This is a genomic window from Thermococcus sp. JCM 11816, from assembly GCF_055396515.1.
Window position 1 is genome coordinate 935,791 of record NZ_AP043741.1, and the last position, 19,583, is coordinate 955,373.

Annotated in this window: 20 protein-coding genes; 6 read left to right on the top strand and 14 right to left on the bottom strand. The window is 47.9% G+C overall.

Annotated elements, in window-relative coordinates:
• Positions 1-3 precede the first annotated feature (3 nt).
• The 4 genes from ACZ5TN_RS05270 to ACZ5TN_RS05285 all read right to left on the bottom strand — a co-directional run bounded on the left by ACZ5TN_RS05270 (position 4) and on the right by ACZ5TN_RS05285 (position 4,531).
• Positions 4-1,164, bottom strand: coding sequence for an NAD(P)/FAD-dependent oxidoreductase (locus tag ACZ5TN_RS05270; protein WP_464917356.1), 1,161 nt, complete (start codon positions 1,162-1,164; stop codon positions 4-6).
• Between the two features lies 1 nt (position 1,165).
• Positions 1,166-2,644, bottom strand: coding sequence for an FAD-dependent oxidoreductase (locus ACZ5TN_RS05275; protein ID WP_464917357.1), 1,479 nt, complete (start codon positions 2,642-2,644; stop codon positions 1,166-1,168).
• A gap of 94 nt (positions 2,645-2,738) precedes the next feature.
• Positions 2,739-4,355: a sodium/proline symporter gene (locus tag ACZ5TN_RS05280; RefSeq protein ID WP_464917358.1), complete on the bottom strand. Its 1,617-nt coding sequence runs from the start codon at positions 4,353-4,355 to the stop codon at positions 2,739-2,741.
• Positions 4,352-4,531 (bottom strand): hypothetical protein, encoded by a 180-nt coding sequence (locus tag ACZ5TN_RS05285; RefSeq protein WP_011249069.1) that lies wholly within the window; start codon positions 4,529-4,531, stop codon positions 4,352-4,354. Before ACZ5TN_RS05285 ends, ACZ5TN_RS05280 begins: the two co-directional genes overlap by 4 nt.
• Positions 4,532-4,661: 130 nt before the next feature.
• On the opposite strand from ACZ5TN_RS05285, the gene ACZ5TN_RS05290 reads away from it, so the two are divergent.
• Entirely contained in the window at positions 4,662-5,135 is a 474-nt protein-coding gene (locus ACZ5TN_RS05290) for a beta/alpha barrel domain-containing protein (protein WP_011249068.1), read from the top strand.
• A gap of 22 nt (positions 5,136-5,157) precedes the next feature.
• On the opposite strand, the gene ACZ5TN_RS05295 is transcribed toward ACZ5TN_RS05290, so the two are convergent.
• The 5 genes from ACZ5TN_RS05295 to ACZ5TN_RS05315 are packed head-to-tail and all read right to left on the bottom strand — an operon-like array spanning position 5,158 to position 7,986.
• On the bottom strand, positions 5,158-5,433 hold the full coding sequence (locus ACZ5TN_RS05295) for an elongation factor 1-beta (RefSeq protein ID WP_011249067.1): 276 nt from the start codon (positions 5,431-5,433) through the stop codon (positions 5,158-5,160).
• A gap of 17 nt (positions 5,434-5,450) precedes the next feature.
• Positions 5,451-5,624 carry a zinc finger domain-containing protein gene (locus ACZ5TN_RS05300; RefSeq protein WP_173254068.1) on the bottom strand — a complete coding sequence of 58 codons (174 nt, stop codon included), beginning with the start codon at positions 5,622-5,624 and terminating at the stop codon, positions 5,451-5,453.
• Between the two features lie 34 nt (positions 5,625-5,658).
• Entirely contained in the window at positions 5,659-6,399 is a 741-nt protein-coding gene (locus tag ACZ5TN_RS05305) for an HAD family hydrolase (RefSeq protein WP_011249065.1), read from the bottom strand.
• Positions 6,400-6,438: 39 nt separating this feature from the next.
• A complete protein-coding gene (locus tag ACZ5TN_RS05310) occupies positions 6,439-7,452 on the bottom strand; it encodes a DUF3226 domain-containing protein (RefSeq protein WP_011249064.1) in 1,014 nt (337 codons plus the stop codon).
• A complete protein-coding gene (locus ACZ5TN_RS05315) occupies positions 7,453-7,986 on the bottom strand; it encodes a DUF2391 family protein (protein WP_232500585.1) in 534 nt (177 codons plus the stop codon).
• A 207-nt stretch (positions 7,987-8,193) separates the two neighbouring features.
• Here ACZ5TN_RS05315 and ACZ5TN_RS05320 point away from each other — a divergent pair, with 207 nt between their 5' ends.
• A complete protein-coding gene (locus tag ACZ5TN_RS05320) occupies positions 8,194-8,967 on the top strand; it encodes a hypothetical protein (protein WP_464917359.1) in 774 nt (257 codons plus the stop codon).
• Between the two features lie 48 nt (positions 8,968-9,015).
• Here the strand turns inward: ACZ5TN_RS05320 and ACZ5TN_RS05325 are convergent, their stop codons facing one another.
• Both ACZ5TN_RS05325 and ACZ5TN_RS05330 read right to left on the bottom strand, forming a co-directional pair.
• The gene (locus ACZ5TN_RS05325) at positions 9,016-10,017 is read right to left on the bottom strand and encodes a hypothetical protein (protein ID WP_464917360.1); all 1,002 of its coding nucleotides are present in this window, start codon (positions 10,015-10,017) and stop codon (positions 9,016-9,018) included.
• A gap of 121 nt (positions 10,018-10,138) precedes the next feature.
• Positions 10,139-10,996, bottom strand: a complete 858-nt coding sequence (locus ACZ5TN_RS05330) for a hypothetical protein (protein ID WP_464917361.1) — start codon at positions 10,994-10,996, stop codon at positions 10,139-10,141.
• 831 nt (positions 10,997-11,827) lie between these two features.
• Here ACZ5TN_RS05330 and ACZ5TN_RS05335 point away from each other — a divergent pair.
• Both ACZ5TN_RS05335 and ACZ5TN_RS05340 read left to right on the top strand, forming a co-directional pair.
• Positions 11,828-15,079 carry a hypothetical protein gene (locus tag ACZ5TN_RS05335; protein WP_464917362.1) on the top strand — a complete coding sequence of 1,084 codons (3,252 nt, stop codon included), beginning with the start codon at positions 11,828-11,830 and terminating at the stop codon, positions 15,077-15,079.
• A 15-nt stretch (positions 15,080-15,094) separates the two neighbouring features.
• Positions 15,095-15,370 (top strand): hypothetical protein, encoded by a 276-nt coding sequence (locus ACZ5TN_RS05340; protein ID WP_464917363.1) that lies wholly within the window; start codon positions 15,095-15,097, stop codon positions 15,368-15,370.
• 70 nt (positions 15,371-15,440) lie between these two features.
• Here ACZ5TN_RS05340 and ACZ5TN_RS05345 read toward each other — a convergent pair whose 3' ends face one another.
• Genes ACZ5TN_RS05345 through ACZ5TN_RS05355 form a run of 3 tightly spaced genes read right to left on the bottom strand, consistent with a single transcriptional unit; the run spans position 15,441 to position 18,370 of the window.
• Positions 15,441-16,361 carry a hypothetical protein gene (locus ACZ5TN_RS05345; protein WP_464917364.1) on the bottom strand — a complete coding sequence of 307 codons (921 nt, stop codon included), beginning with the start codon at positions 16,359-16,361 and terminating at the stop codon, positions 15,441-15,443.
• A gap of 34 nt (positions 16,362-16,395) precedes the next feature.
• Positions 16,396-17,301, bottom strand: coding sequence for a hypothetical protein (locus ACZ5TN_RS05350; RefSeq protein WP_464917365.1), 906 nt, complete (start codon positions 17,299-17,301; stop codon positions 16,396-16,398).
• A 49-nt stretch (positions 17,302-17,350) separates the two neighbouring features.
• Complete coding sequence (locus tag ACZ5TN_RS05355) at positions 17,351-18,370, bottom strand: hypothetical protein (protein WP_464917366.1); 1,020 nt, start codon at positions 18,368-18,370, stop codon at positions 17,351-17,353.
• A gap of 153 nt (positions 18,371-18,523) precedes the next feature.
• On the opposite strand from ACZ5TN_RS05355, the gene ACZ5TN_RS05360 reads away from it, so the two are divergent.
• On the top strand, positions 18,524-18,874 hold the full coding sequence (locus ACZ5TN_RS05360) for a hypothetical protein (RefSeq protein ID WP_054840564.1): 351 nt from the start codon (positions 18,524-18,526) through the stop codon (positions 18,872-18,874).
• 121 nt (positions 18,875-18,995) lie between these two features.
• The gene (locus tag ACZ5TN_RS05365; RefSeq protein ID WP_367884948.1) at positions 18,996-19,580 is read left to right on the top strand and encodes a tyrosine-type recombinase/integrase; all 585 of its coding nucleotides are present in this window, start codon (positions 18,996-18,998) and stop codon (positions 19,578-19,580) included.
• The last annotated feature ends 3 nt before the right edge of the window (positions 19,581-19,583 follow it).

The window sequence follows — 19,583 nt, forward strand, 5'->3', positions numbered from 1 at the left end:
ACTTCACCCCATCTGCAGGGCCTTACCCCTAAGCTCTCCCCTCTCGAAGCGGTACGGGTCGTACCACCAGGCGGGCAGGTCGGTCTTGCCCTTCGTGATGAGGTCTGCCACCATCTCCGCCACAGCAGGAGCCATCATGAAGCCGTGCCCGCTGAAGCCCGCAGCTATGTAGTAGTCGCTCAGCTCCTCGATCTTCCCTATCGCAGGGTTGCTGTCGGGTGTCTTGGCGTAGTAACCCGCCCACGTCCTCAGAATGAGGAGCTCCCTCAGGGCCGGGATTATCTTGGTGAAGTAGTAGCTCACCTCGCGGAGGAACTCGTAGGTCGGGTTGAGGTCGTAGGTCGGGCCTTCCTCGTAGCCGACGCCACCTATTATTCCGCCGTGGCTGGTCTGGGTGAGGTAAGCGTGGCCGTACCTGAACGAGATGACCATCGGCTTAACGGAGCCCTTCCTTATAGGCTGGGTTATGACAGCCTGGTGCTTGTAGGGCTCTATCGGTATCTTCGTCCTTATACCTGCCATCGCGTTGATGAGCTTGGCCCAGGCGTTGGTGGCGTTGACGACTATTCCGGTCTTTATCGTGCCCCTGCTGGTCTTCAGTCCCTTGATCTCGCCGTTCTCGATTATGAAGTCCTTGACCTCGGTGTACTCGACGAGCTTCGCGCCGAACTCTTCAGCGTGGAGGGCGAACTTTGCAGTTGAGTGGAACGGGCTGGCCTTTCCGTCGGTGGGGTTCCAGGAAGCGGCAACGACCTCGCTTATGTCGAGGAGGGGGACTATCTCCTTGGCCTCTTCGGGTGTTATGAGCCTCGTCGGGACGCCGAATTTGTTCTGTATCGCTATGTTCCTCTTGAAGGTCTCGACTTCTTCATCATCGTAGAGCAGGAAGAGGTAGCCAGTCTGCTGGAACGGGAAGCCGTACTCCTCGCTGTACTTCTTCCAGAGCTCGACGGAGCGCTTCATGACCTGGACGTTCGCTTCGTCGTTGAACTGCTGCCTTATTCCCGTCCCACAGCGGAATGTAGAGCCTGAACCTATGAAGCGCTTCTCTATGACAGTGACTTCCTCGCCCCTCTTGGCAAGCTCGTGGGCGATGGTAACCCCAACGATTCCACCGCCGATTATCGTTATCTCACTCTTTTCGGGAAGCTCCCTCGTCGGCATTTCAATCCCTCCCCGCGACGACCTTCATTTTGACGTTCTTTATGGGCGGCCTCGCAACGGGTATGTCAAGCCTGTCCATGCCCATTCCGCTCCGCTGGGAGACGAGAAGGGCGCCGTTGAAGAGGCAGAACCTGCCCTGGCAGAAGCCCATGGCCAGGTGGGTGAGCCTCTTGATGATCTGCAGGTCTGTTATGCCGCTCCTGACGACGTCGTCCACCTTCTTCAGTGTGACGCCACAGCCGCATATCTGGACGTCCTCGCCGTTGAAGTTATCCAGCGGGAGCTTCGGAACCGGCCTTGCCACAGGCTCGTACTCCTTAAGCCTCTCCTCGTAGATGCACGGCTCGCTCTCGTAGCCGAACTCCCTCAGGATATACGCCCCAACGAGCTTTCCTTCGAGGTAGTTCGCGTAGTGCGGCTTTATGCTGACCGCGCTTCCCGCGACATAGATTCCGTCCCTTATCCTGTGCTCGTCGTCCAAAACCGGCATGTAGTAGCCGCGCTTGAAGCGGAGCTTTCCTCCCGCCTGGGTTATCGGGTTAATGTCTGGAATCCTCCCATCGGCCATTATCAGCGCATCAACTTCATAGACGTTGCCGTTCTCGTCTATGACGCGCTCTATTCTGTCCTCACCCTCAACGCGCTTGACGTTCGGGACAATTATGTATTCAATGCCCCAGCGCTCTAATTCGGCGGTAATCTCCTCCGGGAATGCCCCTGTGACGGCGACCTTCCTTCCGGGAGCGACGCCCCAGACGTTCATGACTTCAAGTGCATCGGCCCTCCTGAAGACGCCGGGCCAGTCGTTGTTCTCGAAGAGCATTATATTATCAACAGCCCCAGTAGCTAAAACCACTTTCTTCGCCATGAACTCTATGAGCTGGTCGTTTCTAACGGCTGGAACGAGGAAGTACTCTCCCTTGTCATAGACACCGAGCGCGGCCGTCTTGAGGAAGACCCTGACGTTCTCCGGGAAGTTGGTGAGCCTTTCTATCGCTTCCCTCGGATTTCCAAAGCCCTCCTGCTCAACGCCCTTGAGCCACATATCTCCGCCGAGCCAGCCCTTCTCCTCGATGAGGGCAACGGTAAGCTTTCCGCCGATTTCCTCCACGACACCGAGGCCTGCAGGACCAGCTCCGATGACCGCGACGTCCACAACGTAGCGGAGAACGGGCTTCCCTTCGTCTATCTCAACCTGCTCCTGGAACTCATCGTATCTCTGCCTCTCAATCTTCATGCCGTTCTTGAGCTTGAGCTTTCTCCCGTTGATGTTCTTGATCCCGTTCACTGTAACCGGGAGCGGACCAAAGGTGAAGGCTCCGCGATGTCTCCCCTCGTTGCTCGTCGTGAGCCAGTAAACGCCGTTCGCTAACATCGCCACCGGGAACTTTTCGCCCTCGTAGGCCTCGTAGGGCTCCCCGTCGAGGTAGATCGTGATCTTCTTAGAAGGGTCTTTCTCTGTTAGGTCAAGCGGTCTCATACTTCCACCCCGCTTCTGTACATGCGAATAAAGATGAACACCGATGCTTATAAACCCTAAGGTTCTAAACCAAAGGTTAAAAAGAGAAGGGAGGTCATGCAAGGCCTTTCTCAATCAGGAAGTCGGCGACGTTCTCTACCTGGCTCTTGGCCCTTGTTTCCATAACTGTCTTCTTCCCAGTCTCAACGGGAACTTTCCTGAAGAGCTCTTCGTGAAGCTTAACGATGTCTTCTGGCGGCTTTGTGAGGAGGCTGACGATTATGATAACGAACAGCGTTATGAAGAAGTTGATGAAGAACACTGGAACGCCGTTGAACCAGCTTCCTAGAGTGCCAAAGAAGCCAGGAGCGTCAGGGTTGAAGGCCCAGCCGTATATCTTGGCCTCGAATATGACCTCGCTGACCAGACCGTAGGCCATTCCAACGATTCCGCCCTCCTTGGTGACGCGCTTCCACCAGAGGCTCAGTGTGAGTATCGGGCCAAAGCCGACGGCAAGGCCGCCCCATGCCGTTGCAACCATCTGGTAGATAACCTTTGGTCCTGTAATAGCGAACCAGAGGCCGACCAGTGCAACGACGGCAACTACAACCCTGGAGATGTTGACCATCTGCTTCTTGCCGAGTTCCTTGCCGAGAACCTTGTGGTAGAAGTCCCTCGCTATTGCCGAGGAAGCGACGAGAAGCTGTGAGTCGGCGGTGCTCATAACGGCGGAAATTATGCCCGCTATGACGAAGCCAGCTATCCAGCTCGGCATAAGCTCAACTGCCATGGCGGGAACTACACGCTCGGGATCGCTGACGTTAAGCATGCCCGCCTGGTAGAGGGCGAAGCCGAGGAATCCCGCGAAGAACGCTCCCCAGAGGACTATTGTAGTCCAGATGCCGCTGATGAAGATACCCGGCCTCCTGAGCTTTCTCGGGTCCTCAACGCTCATGTAGCGGGTGACTATGTGAGGCTGGCCGAGGTAGCCGACTATCCAGGAGGCGTAGCCTATGGCAAAGATTATTGCCGCCCAGCCGGTTGCGCCGCCGAAGGGGTGGAGCTTGTTGGGGTCTGCGGAGGCTATTATCTCCGTCGCCTTGTCGAGGCCTCCTATCTTGGCCAGGGCTAGGAAGGGGACGATAACGAGGGTCAGCAGCATGAAGAGGGCCTGGACAACGTCAGTCCATACCACGGCAAAGAAGCCACCTGTGATAACGTATGCAGTCAGGATGATAACGGTTATTATGATTCCAGTGTTCACGCTTACGTCAAAGCCCTCCGCAAAGGTCTTTCCGCCGGCCGCGAACTGCGCAGCTACGTAGGCGGTCATGAAGATGATAATGATCAAAGCGCTGAGGATCCTGATGAGCTTGGTGTCGTCCTTGAGCCTGGCCTCCAGATAGTCCGGGACGGTTATTGCCCTGAACTTGCCGGCGTAAATCCTTAGCCTCGGACCGATGAGAAGGTAGTCGGCGAGAGTACCGAAGAGACAGCCTATCCCAGCCCAGAATGCTCCAAGGCCAGCCTTGAATGCGCTTCCAGGATAACCTAGCATCAACCAGCCGGAGAAGTCACTGGCCTTATCCGAGAGTGTAGCTGCTAAAACGTGAACCTTCCTGCCGCCGACGAAGTACTGGTCTTCGGTCTTGGTGTACCTGTTGGCCCACCAGCCTATGTAAGCTAGGAGGGCAAGGTATATCAGAAATCCAAAGAGCACACCCGCGTTCATGCCTTACCCTCCTTCTTTAGCTCTTCAATGAGATCCTCGTCGTAGGCTAGGATGTCGGCATCTACGTAGTACTCCTTCCCCGTTATCTTGTCCCAGTAGCCGTACAGAACCATTACCAAAAAACCCAAAATCGTTGGAACCAGAAGCAATGCCCAGCCTTCGGCGCCAAGTCCCATATTTATCACCCCTGAATGTATATGCTGGTTGGAAGCCAGCATTGTACATATATGGCTAAAAAATTATAAACCTATCGTTTGAAACGTTTGGTGTAAGAGAATATCAAGAATTGCAGAAAGGTGTTAGAATATGGGCGGGATCAAGGTTAAGGTCATGAGGCCGATCTTTAAACCAGAGGTCGCTGAAAGCTTTGTTCTATATCCCTACAGGATATACCACCTCAGGCTCTTCTACAAGAGGCTGGGCATGAAGGACAGGGTCTTTGACTACTATGCTTACATAGACCTCTACCGCCTCGGTGCGGAGAGGGGAGACGACTTTATAGACCTCGAGGAATGGGAAGTTGACGAGAAAAACGTTATGGAGCCCCTCGTTACGGAAGAAGAAGCGAGGATGAAGGCCTTCGAGAGCGCAATAACTTGGGGAAACTCAAGGGTGGTCTCGTGGTGGCTGCCAAGGATTGAGGTAATAAGGGAAGAGCTCGCCTACAAGGTCTTCTGGGTGTACGAGGAAGACGGAAAAAAGCTGATAATGGACAGCCTCGACGGGAAGAGCTACGAATTAACTGGCGAGAGAAAGTGCAGGGGCTTTCCGTGCAGATAATCAGTAAAAGAGGGCGGAGCCCTCAGATCCTCGAAACGGTCTCGACCTCAGCGCTCTCGACGTTCTCGACCTGTCTGAAGATATCTGCAACTTCGTCGAAGGAGTAGCCTTCCTCGTCCCTTCCGAGGACGTAGAACTTGAGAGCAACGAGACCGAAGGCTATCGGCTCCCTCTCGACCTTTGCAAGGCCGTACTTCTCGGGGATGACTGCCTTAAGCTTCTCCTCGAGCTCGTCGAGGTTGACATCCGGGTCGGTCGGCATGACCTTTATAACGCCAACAAGGTTGTAGTCGCTCATATCATTCACCTCCTAACTCACGGCCCCTCCCATCCGCACTTGGGGCACTTGTAGGGCACGCTGAGCACCCTGCAGCTTTCGCAGCGCCATATGATCGCCTCACCGCAGTTCGGGCAAACGAAGTGAGTGGCGTGCTCCCTTGGGGTTATCTCCTTTCCGCATGAGGTGCATACGGGTACCTCGAACTTCATCTCCACTGCGAACACCTCCAAGAAAGGTGGGTTTTTAAACCTCTGGTGAGCGTTGCCCAGTCGATTTATAAGCTTTTCCCATATCCCCAGTTAGCATATCAAGGACTTCGGGCAGCTCACCGATTGAGGGTATCTCAAAGCCCCTCTCGGAGATTCTCCTGACGCCTTCAGCCTCGGGGTTTATCCACGCCCCCCACATGCCAACCCTCAGGGCTCCTTCAAAGTCCTCCGCATAGGTGTCGCCGACGTGAAGGGCCTCCTCCGGCTCAACACCGAAGACCTCCAGAGGCTTTCTAAACATCTCCGGAAGCGGCTTGAAGGCCCCAACCTCATCCGCGAAGAACGTCCGGTCTATGTACCTCATAAGGCCAACCCTCTCGAGGAGCAGTCTCGTATAGGAACCCGGCCAGAACATGACGTTGCCAGTTACAGTAACCTTCAGACCGCGCCTCTTGGCGTCCTTGAGGGCATCCTCCGCCCCGGGTAGGACGAGGTCACCGACATTTAGGGTGGCCCTCGCCGCGGCCCTCCTTATAACCTCGATGTCCACGCCAAGGATTTCCGCGAGCATTTCCTGGCTCTCCTCAAGCGCCCTTTTCGGATCGCCTTCGCCCCTGGCCCTCATTCCCTTTATCCTCGCCCTCGTCAGCATTATGGCCTCCACAACGTCGACGATGCAGGTGCCCATGATGTTTGAGAGCTCTGCTGAGAAAGCGTCGAGCATCCCGTTCATATCGAGAAGTGTGTTCCAGACGTCAAATGAGACCAGCTTCATGGACATCACCACCTGGAGATGGGAAAGGGAGTTAAAAACTCAGCGCTCGGCAAAGGCGAGGAAGCGCAGGCCCTCCATGAGACCTGCCTTCCTGAGCACGTCCTTGATGTGCCTGTGGCGGGAGCGCATCACGAAGAGCTCGTAGAACCCCTCGAGGTTGCCCCAGTGCCCGTAGGCGGAGAGAGCCAGATACATGACCTCCTTTGGCTTGAGTTTCCTCCCAAGGCTCTCCTCGAAAGCCCCAAGGGCAGGCCGGAGCTTCTCAAGAAGGCCCTCCGCGCTTATGAGGTGGAGCATCAAATCCTCAACCGTCGGCTTCTTCCAGTCAATAAGCTCGTCCTCAAAGGGGAGACCTATAATGAGCGGCACGATGAACGTGTTCCAGACCAAGTAAAAATCCCCGGCTTTCCTTGGACTAAAGGATGCCAGTTTGCCAGTTATTGACGCCATGGCCGCTTCCCTGTCCTCATCGACGTCAATGGCAACCCCTATTCTCTCAACGCCGAAGCCAAAGACGTCCATGGCTTTGAGGAAGTTGCCCAGGTTCCTTATGACACCGGAGTTTCCCTCGCTCGGGATTACGGCAACGTACTTTCCGTCCTTATGGAGGAGGTCAAAGTTGTCGCGCTCAAAGACCTTCTCAATGAACTTCAGGTTCCTTGGCGCGGTTCTGGATTCTCTGAAGTCGAAGAGCTTCTTCATGACTGCCTTGAAGAACTTGGAGTCCGTCTTCCCTTCAACAAAGAGAACCGAGACCGGAGCATCTTCTCCAGAAAAACCACCGCGGACATCAAAGTCAAGGTACTTCCTGAGTTCATAGACCTCCTTGAGAGTCAGGCTTTTCATAGTGTCCGAGTAAACGAGGATGTTCTCCTCGCTTTTCCTGAAGCGTTCAGCGAGAAGGTCGATAACCTCAAGGCTCGATGTTACCAGCGTCTCTTCGCCCGAAAGGGAATCAACGAACTTCAAGAGGTCTTCCCTGTTCTTTCCATACTCGGGAAATAGAACCGCATCTCCAAACTGCTCCCATTTGTTTCCAGTAACAACCCTCATTCACTTCACCATGTCAACAGCTATTGCACCGATAACCGCGAACGCGCTCACTATGACCGTCGCGTTCAGGTACTGGACGGGTGTGAAGTGAGCGACACCGTTTATGTCGTAAAGGTAGATGAGAAGCGCCGAAATAGTGTACGAGATAACGGACACGCTTATGAGCCTCTTTGGCAGGTGGAACAGCTCCTCCCTCTTCATATTCCCGAGCCGGGACTTCACGAGGAACAGGTACGCGATGCCCAGGGTGAGCAGAAATATCACAACGGCTCTTTCAAGGGAAATCGCCTTGGCAACGTCCCAGAGCTCGCCTGTGAAAAGGAATGGGAGTGCAAAGGTCACAGCCCCGATGATTTCCTGAGTGATGTCGTCCCACCCGAGGGTGTCCGGTTCGTTTTTCTTTTCCTCGGCCTCTTTAATGGCCTGAAGTTGCCTACTGATGCCGTCTATCTTTTGGGACAGCTTCTCCAGTTCGATCACCTCTTGCTCAGGTTTGGGGCTCATCATCTCATCAGCATTGGATTCACTCATCATCGCTCAAAAACAGCTTCTCAGAAGGCCTTATAATGTTTTTGGAGCGTGGAGCAAGGAGATTGTTCCAATCCTCTGAAACAATGATGGATTGGCATACTACGTTATATAAGAAATAGCAAAAGAGATATTTGTTTAAGAAATGTAAAACAACATTACTATCCAGAAACCATAAAAAGCAATTTAAGCACCTTCGAAAGTTCACAAAGTATGGTGACCAAAGTGATAGAGAGCGTGATAGAAGCCGTTAGCAAGTCCCTAAAGAACGATACTTTAGACAAGGTGGTCAGAGAACTAAACCAAAGGCTTCGTGAGGCTGGTATTAACGTGAGAATCAGGAAAAAAGAACTGGAGCCAATTCTTGAAAAATTCAAAGACCCCGAAGAGGGGACAGTCTTCGTAGGTGCAGACGATGTTATCTACTTAGTCTTCAAGAAGCTTGGATACCCCACGTTCAAAACTGGGAGAGCGACCATAGTCGTAATGCCCAAGCGAATAAAGTGTAGAGACGAAACAGCCTACGACGGTGTTAGAGTATACGTTATTGGAGACTCCGATTCTGGGGTCGCTTTTTGGCAAAGTGTGGACATCGTTGGTGGTCGTTTTGGGCTTAGCATCTTGGGATGGGGCAATGGGGAAATATGGGTGAGTTGCGTTGACATTCCACACTGTTTTGGCAACCCTACGAGGGCTATGCTAATTCGAGCGGCATCATCAATACTGCAGGACGGCCTATCAAGATTCGAGGGTGAGAGTGAAGAGCACTATAAAATGAAAAAGGGATACTGCCTGTTTATGGCAAAGGTTCTACTGATGTTCCTCGAATATCTCGATGTCCTTAATTCAGATAGGAAAGTGCCAGAAAAAGACTTGTTTGAGGAAGTGTCTCAATTGTTGGATAAAGCCAAGAAGGGCACCTTGGAGGAGGGAGGACTCATCGACGAAATGATGGACAAATACTTGTCGTTGGGAAAGGACGAATGAAAGAGCCTCTTTTTACTATGCCTTTTCTGCAAAAATAAAAAAGCAAAATCAAAGCCTCTTAAGGACTTCCTCGGCGAGCTTGTCCTCAATTCTCGGGTAGTCCCAGCGGTCGAGGAGGACTGCTCCGATGTCCTTCGCTCCTCTGAGGTCTATGAGCGGGTCATTGTGGTCAAACTCCCCTGCAACTATGACATTTTCTCTTCCATAACGCTTGACCACGTGGTTGTTAATTGCTTCAACATTGAGCGAGAGCGTCCTCTTTCCATCTTTTGTTACATACTTAACTAAGTTATGTGGCGTTGCAAATGGGTGGGAAGGCTCGTCTGTCACTACTATAAGCGTCAGGGCTAACCCTACACTTGGAAGGACTCCATCTTCTGAATCGGCGAAGTGACGGGTGTCAAACATTCCCCTAATCAGGTTGGCAACGTGTTCCTTGACTTCATTGCTGAAGTCAAGAGGTTCAATGCCCTCATCGGATTTGAAGGCCCTCTCGTAACCCTCAACCCGTGAGAGCCTCTGAACGTCAATGAGTATACTTCCACTAAGAACTGTCGAGACGAGTTCTTTCCTTACCATCCGTTTATCGTCCCATTCTGGACGAATCTCATCGAACACAGTGTTGCCTTTCTTTTGGAAGAGACCCAGAAGTCCAAAATTCCTAACTGGGGACTCTCTACTGATTGCACCGTTCATTTCGTTTTCTCCACCTATTGCATAACCGAAGACAAGGTTGCCTGGGTAATCCTCGAAGAACTTCCTCGTTAGAACGCCATCCTTGAAGTGGACTCCCTCCTTGAGCCGGTAGTCTTTCAGGGTCTTGAACACCGATGCATAGTCCCTTCCGCTCACATCAGTCATTCCTCCTCTGAGAACGTGCTCATACCTCTCTGTCGAAACCATTGGGTAGGCTTCTCCTTCGTGGGTATATGCGTTCGTCTCTACTGTCTCGATGGTCACTCCGTTCTTCGTCTCTACCGTTCTTCTTCCGCCTTCGAGGTGGCTGGCTACAACCTCGTATAGGTTCCAGATGTGGAGGAACTCCGTCATTTGGGCATCACCAATACTACATATGTTTTTTACTTTATAAACTTTACTATTTCTCTTATTAAATAACTTATAACTTTTTGAAATATAATATTCCCAAGGCATTATTAGGGCTTTTGAAATATTATATTCCAAGAACATCAGAGGCAATTTTCCACAGTAATCTGTCTACTAAAGCCTCATTTAACGCACTTCTCCTCACTATAATGTCCAAATCGTTAGAAATCCCCGCATTTTCTATATTGCCCTTTATCACATCCTCTAAGTATTCTATCGAAATGTAATTGCCTTCTATTCTTTTCGCTTCTAATTTAAGCACTAAAAGGGTAGTTTCAACGTCTCCACTGGGTAGTCCCAAGAGTCTCGCTGGAAGGATGGAGCTTAATACAGGAGCATTATTAATAACCGGAACCCCGGTAATGAAAATCTTTATCCCGCCTGCTTTTGTTTCAATTTCAGTTATGTCCTCCACGATGCCGATGCTGAATTTGTTGTTTCTATCAGCATAAAAGACAACTTGATTGATGATGGAAAATGCATTTGGAGTCAGAAATTCAAATATTGGAGTATTAGCTTTGAAAAGGCCTCTGAAACGCAATTTTGCATCAAATATTTCAACATCTCCAAAATAAATGCTGAAATCCCGAACAACAAACTCGTCGGGAATAATGTCAATGTCCTCTATATGTCCCTTTTTGTTAATCTTCCCCACTGTGCAACCATCTACTTTGTATGTAACTGATGAATTTTCATTAGCTACACAATCACTAACCGATATTCTGCTGATATCAACAGTAACACAATTATTGTCCAGAATTATTTTGAACTTCCTTGGAAGGCTATCTGAAAACGCAACGAACTTTGCAAGTTTTTCGCTCTCTTCTTCATTCTTAAGAACAGCATAGAATTTCTTTGTGAACTGCGAATACAGTTCAATTTTTCTAATAGTTTCCCTATTGAGATTCAAATCCGCTAAAGACATTCTATATCACCTGATAAGAGCTACCAGAAATCGGTTGGGCTTTCAACTTTATAAAGATTGTAGGTATGATTATTAATACTTTTTAATGGCGTAAAAAGTATAGGAGATTATAACCGCTCGTAAATGTTGTAGAGGAGAGGCTTTGTGGAGAACTTTAACACTAATTCTACTGCTTCACTGAAAGTTAGCGTGTATTTCTTTGCAATAAAACGAAGATAATCTATATCCTCCTGCTGTAGGGTCGTGTTGACGCTAATAAGAATCGTATGTTCCCGCTCTTCCACTATATCATCAGCGAGCTCATTAATGTATTCGAAATCTCGCTCTTCGAATTTTTTGAAATACTTAATTGACCTGTGAATTAGTTTGTTAAGGCGAAATATGTCAAGACGATTTACAAAACGTAGAGGGAGCGTAAACGTTACTTTCTTTTTCTTCACTGTGAACACCATATATATGTTATCAGTATGATGCTTAAAGAAGGTCTTCGCTGGTTTAGCGATGATGCGTGTGCTGAACGATAGTGTATGCCATTAGCCATCTACTAAAATGTGTCTCCAATGAAAATACCAAAAAATTTTTTGATTTGTTACAATATTACAATAAACTATATAAATTTATTAATAAACGTGAAGGGATTTCGTTTTGTAACATACAAAACTCGATGGCGAAATGGCAATATTCTACAAATGTTCGAGTGGTTGCCCGTTGAGCTTTTCCCTCTGTGCATTTGATTGTTATTGCTTATTACTACTGGCCTCTTTTCTACCCTTAAGGGACGGAGCTTTCACGATAGAAAGGACAAAGCCACACACATTATCGGGTTGTGGTGTGAGAAGGCGTGGTCAATCAGCACTTATAGTTGTTGGAGCTGGAATAGTAGTGATTCTGCTCGTCCTGATAACATACTACCTCACCGAGCTCGTTGTAACGAACAACGACGACATAGCAAAGGTCGAGACGGCGATAGCGATTACTAACCAGCTTTCTTCAAAAACCGATGCATACATAAAGGCTAATGCACCTATAATAGCCTTACAGTTACCAGCAAAACTCAACGTGAGTCTAAACCAGAAGTATGACGTTTACACGACTTTCGAAGTGCCATTCGTCTACTGCGAGCTGGACGTGAAAAATGGTTATTATAGCCTCCAGAACGAAGATGTCTTTGACAACGCCGACGTGAGAGCTATGTATCTCAGGAAGCTGTATGAGAACATCTCCTCAAGCGTCTTCTACAACAACGGACTTGCAACAGTTTTTATATCGGGCGTCCCATACAGACTAATAAACGAGGAACTGTTACCGCTCTTCAAGACCCCGTATGAATACTACTATACGGAAGACAAGGAGACAATCAACGCACTCTTCCTTACAAACCACACGAACTTCATAATGCTCTTCCCGAACATCAGCGTCCAATACAACCCAGACTACGTTGTATGTTACGCTGACAAGAGACCCGACGTAATGACCTTTGACGAATGTATGAGTGAAGACGGAACAGTGATAGCACCCTACCTTAGAATGAGGAACAACCACCAGCTAATAGTCAACACGACGCTAAGACCGATACTCGGTTACAACTGGTTGTTACTCAAGTATGTTGCTTGGAGATGGGCAGTAAACAGAACGTTTGAGCAGAAAGCCCTTGTAATCCCAATAAACTACACGAATTACTACATCTTCCACACAGACCCGATAGCAACAGTAATTCCCAAGACCCTCTTCGATGGAAAATGGCACAAACTAAACCTGACAGATGAAATAACAGGCAAGTATGAGATTCTCGGCGGACAGACAAGCGACACTTCAGAGTTCGGCAACATCAACACAGACATATACACGCTCGAAAACAGAGGAATCTTTCACAACGGTATGAGAGACCTGCTTAACCTCATAACATTTTACCCAGCGTTCCCGTTCACGAAGAGTGCACACGACTCCTACTACCGCCCACTCTTCTTCTACGGAGCTAACATAATGGATTTCAACAAGAGAAACTACCTCGACGTAAGTCCGTTCATCTACCCGAACAACATACTCTACATCAACAAGAACTCTTTATACGCTCAAGCATCGGCTTACACACCAGACGATTACGATAATATGCTCGCCGACCTTCTGGCAGTTTCAAGCTACGACTTCAGCAGGGACACGAGTTTGAGAGACAACGCATACTTCACTTCTCTCTACGCAATGTTTAGAGACGACTACGTTTCTAAGGATGAATATCTAACACAGACGCTTCCCTTCGGAGTCAACTACATACAGTTGCTCGAAATCGGGATAGCGACAAACATATACAGTTTGAGCAACCCATTCAGCTTGAGACTAAAATCTCTCTCTCGCTTCGCAGGATTAGGAAGACCCGAAGACCTCAACTTCCTATACAACTACACGAAAAGGTTCGACGACTACCACCTGTTGACTAAATCGATACCCTTCTACGGCGCTGGTATATCGAAAGATTACAGTGAAGAGCTTAGAGGAGAGGCAATCTCAATAAGCCCGTCAGACTTTCACGGAAGCGACCTCATAGTGGACACCTACCTAATGCCACTATTTATACCGTATAACGACCCTGACAGTGCCTACGGAAAGCTTGTAAACACCAAAGAAACACTCCCCAAGAGAACACTGGAAAGAGAACCCCTTAACGGGTTATACTTCAACGAATACACACTGAGCATCACAGAAGTGAACAAACTCCCACTCACTTCCATACTCGGAGTTCCCGATAGAGACAAATACTTCACGCTAAATGACTTAGGAAACTTCACAAGTCCAGAACCAGAAATAAAGGAGATTTACTTCCAGTTGAGTGAACCCAAAGTGTATTACTACTCCTACATACCCGATGACTACCAAGTCGTAATTGACAGAGTTATTGTCACTGCCGATGGACAATTTGACGGAATAAGAGACGGAGATTGCACTTGCACACACAAAGTCTGGAACGGGACAAACTGGACAACAGAAACCGTCACGTGCCCGAACTTCAAGAGACCGTCAAGCGTAGATGGGAGCGGTGAGAATGATAACTCGTTCAAGATAAGAGTCGCCAAAAGCAACGGCGGGACTGAGTTCCACCGCTATAAGAAAATTTACGCAATTGGTTATCACAACTTCGACAACAACGACGACAGTATGGAGATTAGGGCTGACGGCGGTAGCTGGATACAGCTCAACACAAGTTGGGGCAAGTATGACTTGGGAGTAACGAACGGCAACTTGGGAAGCTACGTTTTTGCAAGATATTCAAGCGGTCTCTTGGATGATGTCGGCTGTAATGACACCGTAGGTGCATACAGGTGGACTGCCGAGCTGGTCAAGTATTATGTCGGCGTCCCGCAAATCTACCACGTAAAAGCTGTGATGGAGTTCGATATGAACTTGAGCGTTTACGGAAACCTCTATGCAATAGACGACAACCTCATCAAGGACATCATCATAAAGGCACTTAAGTTGGACACGCTCAACCCTGACTCTCCAGACATAAAGAAGGCACTTGAGCAGTCAATAAAGCTGAGATACGAGAGGGGTGGTAGCTGGCAGGACTTTGGGCTAATCACTTACCAGAACGACACTGTTGGGCTGTTCTTCACTGACGACACGACTGCTGACGTCTATAAAGACCATTACTATGATTACACCTTCATCGTCCCGCCCTCGCTCGTCTTCATTCCGAAATTATACCAGTATATACCGTTCAACCTAACGATAAAGAACATTCACGTGACGATTGTTTACGAGTTCGACGCTGGTTACCCGGGTCGTGTAAAGGACGGAATTCCGCCCTATGAGAGAGAAAGGGGTAAGGAGTATAATTGGTTCGACGTAACCTCGTTGATTACTCTGGACGAGCATAAGCAAATAATGAACGCCGACGACCCTGATAAAGAAGCAAAGAAAATAATCTGGAACTTTGTAAAGCACTTTGACGACCAGTTCTCACAGGGAGGTAAGGCGAAACTATACATCCTTGTTAATCCAACGAGAGACGGTGGTAACTACTTCCCATACGACCTTCAGGGCTACGTTGAATTCATAAAGATTTCACAAGTCTTTAAAAAGACTTAAGGGTGGTGTAGAGCGATGATTACGCTGATAGAAAGTCCATTACACTTCGCAAAAATAATGAAGCGAGAGGACGTGCAATCAGTCTTCTTCAAAATCGGAAGCAGGACGCTCTACATCCTAACTGCAAAGAACCTATACGCTGATTACATTATCTCTTTCTTCTTTTCCTCAGATGGAAAGATTGTGTTAATCTTGCGGAGCGGTCTCGTTTTAAAAACAAGCTACTGGGTTGAGGGGAGAACTGTGTTCCTAACGGAGCTCAACCGTCTTGATGAAGTCATCGTGATGTAGTTTTTTGTCTTTATACCCAAATGGGTCTTTTCAAAATCACGAAAAAAATAGAGAAAAGGATGCTTTATCTTCACTTGTAGACAGCGTAATCATACTGCGTTCCTTGTTTATATGCTTGCCCAGTCGCTATCTTTTCGAAAAGCGTTCTAAATGACTGGTCGTAGAATGCATCCTGCGGGATAATGAGTGTATACTCATCCCTTGGAACACGAATGCAGTTTGTATCGGTTTTTCCTTCGTCCAAGATATATATCCTGTAATAGCCACTCTGTTTTAGTGCTGGGTTGTAGAGCACGTTATACCAAACTCTTATTCCTTTCTGGAACTCATCAATCCAACGGTCAATTTTTACTGTCGCAACAAAAGTATATGTGTCGGTTTCAGCATCGTAGCTCACATTCTCGGCTGGAACAACGTATGTTGGCGAGAAGTAATCTCCATAGTCTATTTTCCCATTCTCTTTTATAACCCTGTCAAATCTGAGAAGTATTACGGGAGTCACGTTTTTCTGAATGTCTACGTCCTTGCACCTAACGTAGGAGGTAAAGTTGAATATTGTAACATTGTAAGTTACCACGTATCCCTGCTTCCACGTTTCAACGTGGAGCTTAACCTTTTCAAGAAGAATATCGTGAGCACCAGTGACATTGTAGTCTATCGTGAAGTTAATTTTGTGTCCCGAAGTCTGTATTGGCACAATATAGTAACCCTCTATGATGTCATAGTCGCTTGCCATATGTTCCGTAATCACGAGGTAATTATACTTCATCCACTCTTCTACTTTCTTCTCAATCTCCTCCTCGCTCAGTGTGTTCGTCGCCGTATTTGTCGCCGTGCTCGTGCCGTTCTTCTCAACGCTTCCGCCAGCGTTTGTGGTCTGCGTCTGCGTGCCAGTCGCCTTATCCGTGCCCTTCTCACCGCCGAGGCAACCTGAGGCAACTACCCCAGCAACGAGTATGAACAGGACGAGTATGGCATACATCTTTCTCATTTTCCATCCCCTCCATTTATATTTTAAGCTATCATCATTTGAATACTTCGTAATCATACTCCGTTCCCTGTTTATAGGCTTCGTGGAGTAGTATCTTTCTGAAGAGTTCTTTGAATTCATCGTTGTAGAAATTGTCCTGTGGAATAACGAGATGATACTCTGAATATGGAAGTTCAACACTCTTTATACTTTCGTTTTCTGTATCAATTGCATATACATTGTCATAGACGGGCATTCCGAAGTTTGAAACGTTGTAGAGTATCGTGAATCCGACCCACGCTCCCCTGTTAAACTCCTGAGTTGTCCTCTGGAATAGTAAAGTCGCAACGAACTTATATGTATCTGTCTTGTTGTCGTATGTTATGTTCTCTGGACTCGCAGGTGAGAAGTATAATGGTGAAGGGCGATAGTCCTCTGAGAGCTGGCCATTTTCCTTGAGGAGGAAGCCAAGACGGAAAGACACACCCGGTTTAAGTTCGCTTATGTCCACATTATCCTTTATGAACCTTGAAATGTTGTGTATTGTAACGTTATACCTTATCAAGTAGCCATATTTGTAGTATTTTACGGCCACGTTTACATTTCCAACAACTCCATCTGCCGTTGTAATGTTGTATTCATATGTGAACGCAAGTTTATGAGAAGTCTGGACTGGGATAATATAATAATCTCCGCCCCAAGCATCTTTGACCTTAATGAGCATATAATTATACTTCATCCACTCGTCGACCTTCTTCTCAATCTCCTCCTCGCTGAGAGTGTTCGTCGCCGTATTTGTAGCCGTGCTCGTTGTGTTCTTCTCAACGCTTCCACCAGCGGAAGTGTTCTTATCCTGTGTCTGCGTGCCCCTGTCGGCGTGGTTTCCACCGCCAAGGCAACCGCTTGCGATAACTCCACCAATGAGTATAAATAGAACAAAAAATAGACTAATTTTTCTCATTTTCAAGCACCTTTTTCAGTTTTCACTCCTTTATTACATCCCCTCGAAATTACCCATTCTCCTTCCTTCCGCCGACAACGAGAAGGACTGCACCGATGACGACCAGTATCCCTCCAACACCCCAGAGGGTCTTGGCCTTATCCCTGAGTGGCTTCGTGTTCGGCTTCTCCACATAGAAGAACATCGCTCTCCTTAGAACGACGCTCGGGTCTCTCTCATACAAGTTGGCCAGTGAGGGGTCGCAGAGGTAGTCGTAGACAATCTCGTCGATGTCGTTCCAGACCTCTCTCGGAAGTCTCGTCTTTATGAAAGTTACCACGTCCCTGTCGTCAGCCCAGTGCCTAAAGTATAGCCCCTTCGGGAGCTCAAAGCCATCGGCAACTATTATTGGAACACCGAACTGTATGTAGAGGTCATAGTTCCTCGGGTCTTTGAGGTAGCCAGCGACCAGACCGCCGTCGTAAAACACTATGAACGGCTTGTTCTCATACTCCCTGTCAGTCTCCTTTGCGTCTCCTATCACATCAGCATAGCCAATCTTGTCCTCTGGGAAGAGGAAGTAGGTGTGCCCGTGTATGGTCGCAACGATGTAGGCGTCCTTGTTCATACCGTTGCAGTAGCCGTAGTCATCAATAAAGTTGTTATCGTTGTAGTATATCTCCACTAAGTCTGGAATCCTCGTTATGTGGTAGCTGATGAAAATGTCCCTATTCTCTGGGTTGTCTATGAGGTCGTAGATGTGAGTCTTCCTGACGAGCTCTTCTGGGTTGTTGAGCGGTTTCGCTCTTGTTGGTGGCAGTCTGTTGAGCACTTCACCAAAGTCAATGCTGAGACTTCCGTTGTAATACCAGTAAGCTGGGGAGACCTTGTAGAAGACAAAGAAGCCAGCGACCGTCTTGTCCTCACTCACGTTTAGAACGAGTGGCTTGAGGTTGTAGTTCTCTCCTGAGACGAAATCCTCCCAGACTTTCTCTTTCTGGGCAGCCTGAGCCTTGTAGCTGAAACCGTAGCCGGCGGTTATGAGACCGAGCACTATGAGTATTACACCAACTATTCTCAGAGCCTTCATTACGCATCACCTTCCTTCGTATTCCTCAAAGATTTATAAATTTTTAGAAAATCTTACGGTGTAATATCTGATAAGAGTTTGTAAAGAATTGTTAATGAACTTTATTTTTGATTATTTAAGTATTATTTTGTTTTTATTTTATTTGGTGGAACGATGAGAAGAGCAAAGCTTCGAAAAGGAGAGTATAAGATTGCATCCTTTTTGCTATCCCGTGAGATTGACGATGCGTTAGGCAACGTTGCTAATGCGAAGAAGACGACAAAGAGTGCACTGGTTGAAGAGGCCCTTAGATTTGCAAGTGAGAACCCTGAGAAGTTCAAGCGTTTTATCAAACGGGCTGAATTAGATGAAGACGCAGTTAACAGAAGTTTTACGCTCTCTCTTGAAACCTTGAGAGTTCTTAGTGAACTCTCCGAGGAGTTGTCTTTAACAAAAAGTGCACTGGTTGAATTGGCTCTTGGATTTTATCTTCGTAGCAGTGATTCCAAGAACCGACAAAGATAGTGGGGGATGTCTTGTTTTACCTTTCGACCGAAAGGTTAACCTTCTCCACCATTTTTGTTAATCTTATAGACAAATAATTCCTGAAAGATAAACTTTATAATGATTAAACCGAATATCTCTAATGGTGAGGAGATTGGGGGATGCTAAAGCAAGACTCTTCGGGTGGGATAAGAACCTGAGATATAAGGAATGGGTCAAGAAATTTGAACGGGACATCAAAGAGTTGAGAAACCAAACGGGTGCTAATGCGGACAAACGTTTAGCTTATACGATAGTTCTCTACCTTCAGCTAACGAATGGTTGTAGAATTGGTGAGGCAGTTGAGGCTGTTAAGAAGCTTGTTAGTGAGTTTCCTGATGATAGGCGAGTTAGAGTGAAAGTGGAAAAGAGAAAAGATGGAGCTGAGAGGCTCATTGTCATACCCAAAACAATTAGAAAAGAGGACATTCGAAGAGTTGCTTGGGTCTTTCAGAATGACACCGAAACTATCAAGAACAGGTTGAAAAGCTGGACGAAGAAACGCTATGGAATAAACACGCACTCCCTCCGCTATGCGTTCATCTCAGAACTGGCGAGAAGGGGTGTGTCAGCCCAGTTAATAGCGAAAATAACGATGCACTCAAAACTCGATTATGTTCTTTATTACACTCAAAAAGTGCAAGCTGAAGAATTGTTAGAAGAGTTTGTCCTGTCTCGAAAAATTTAGAGA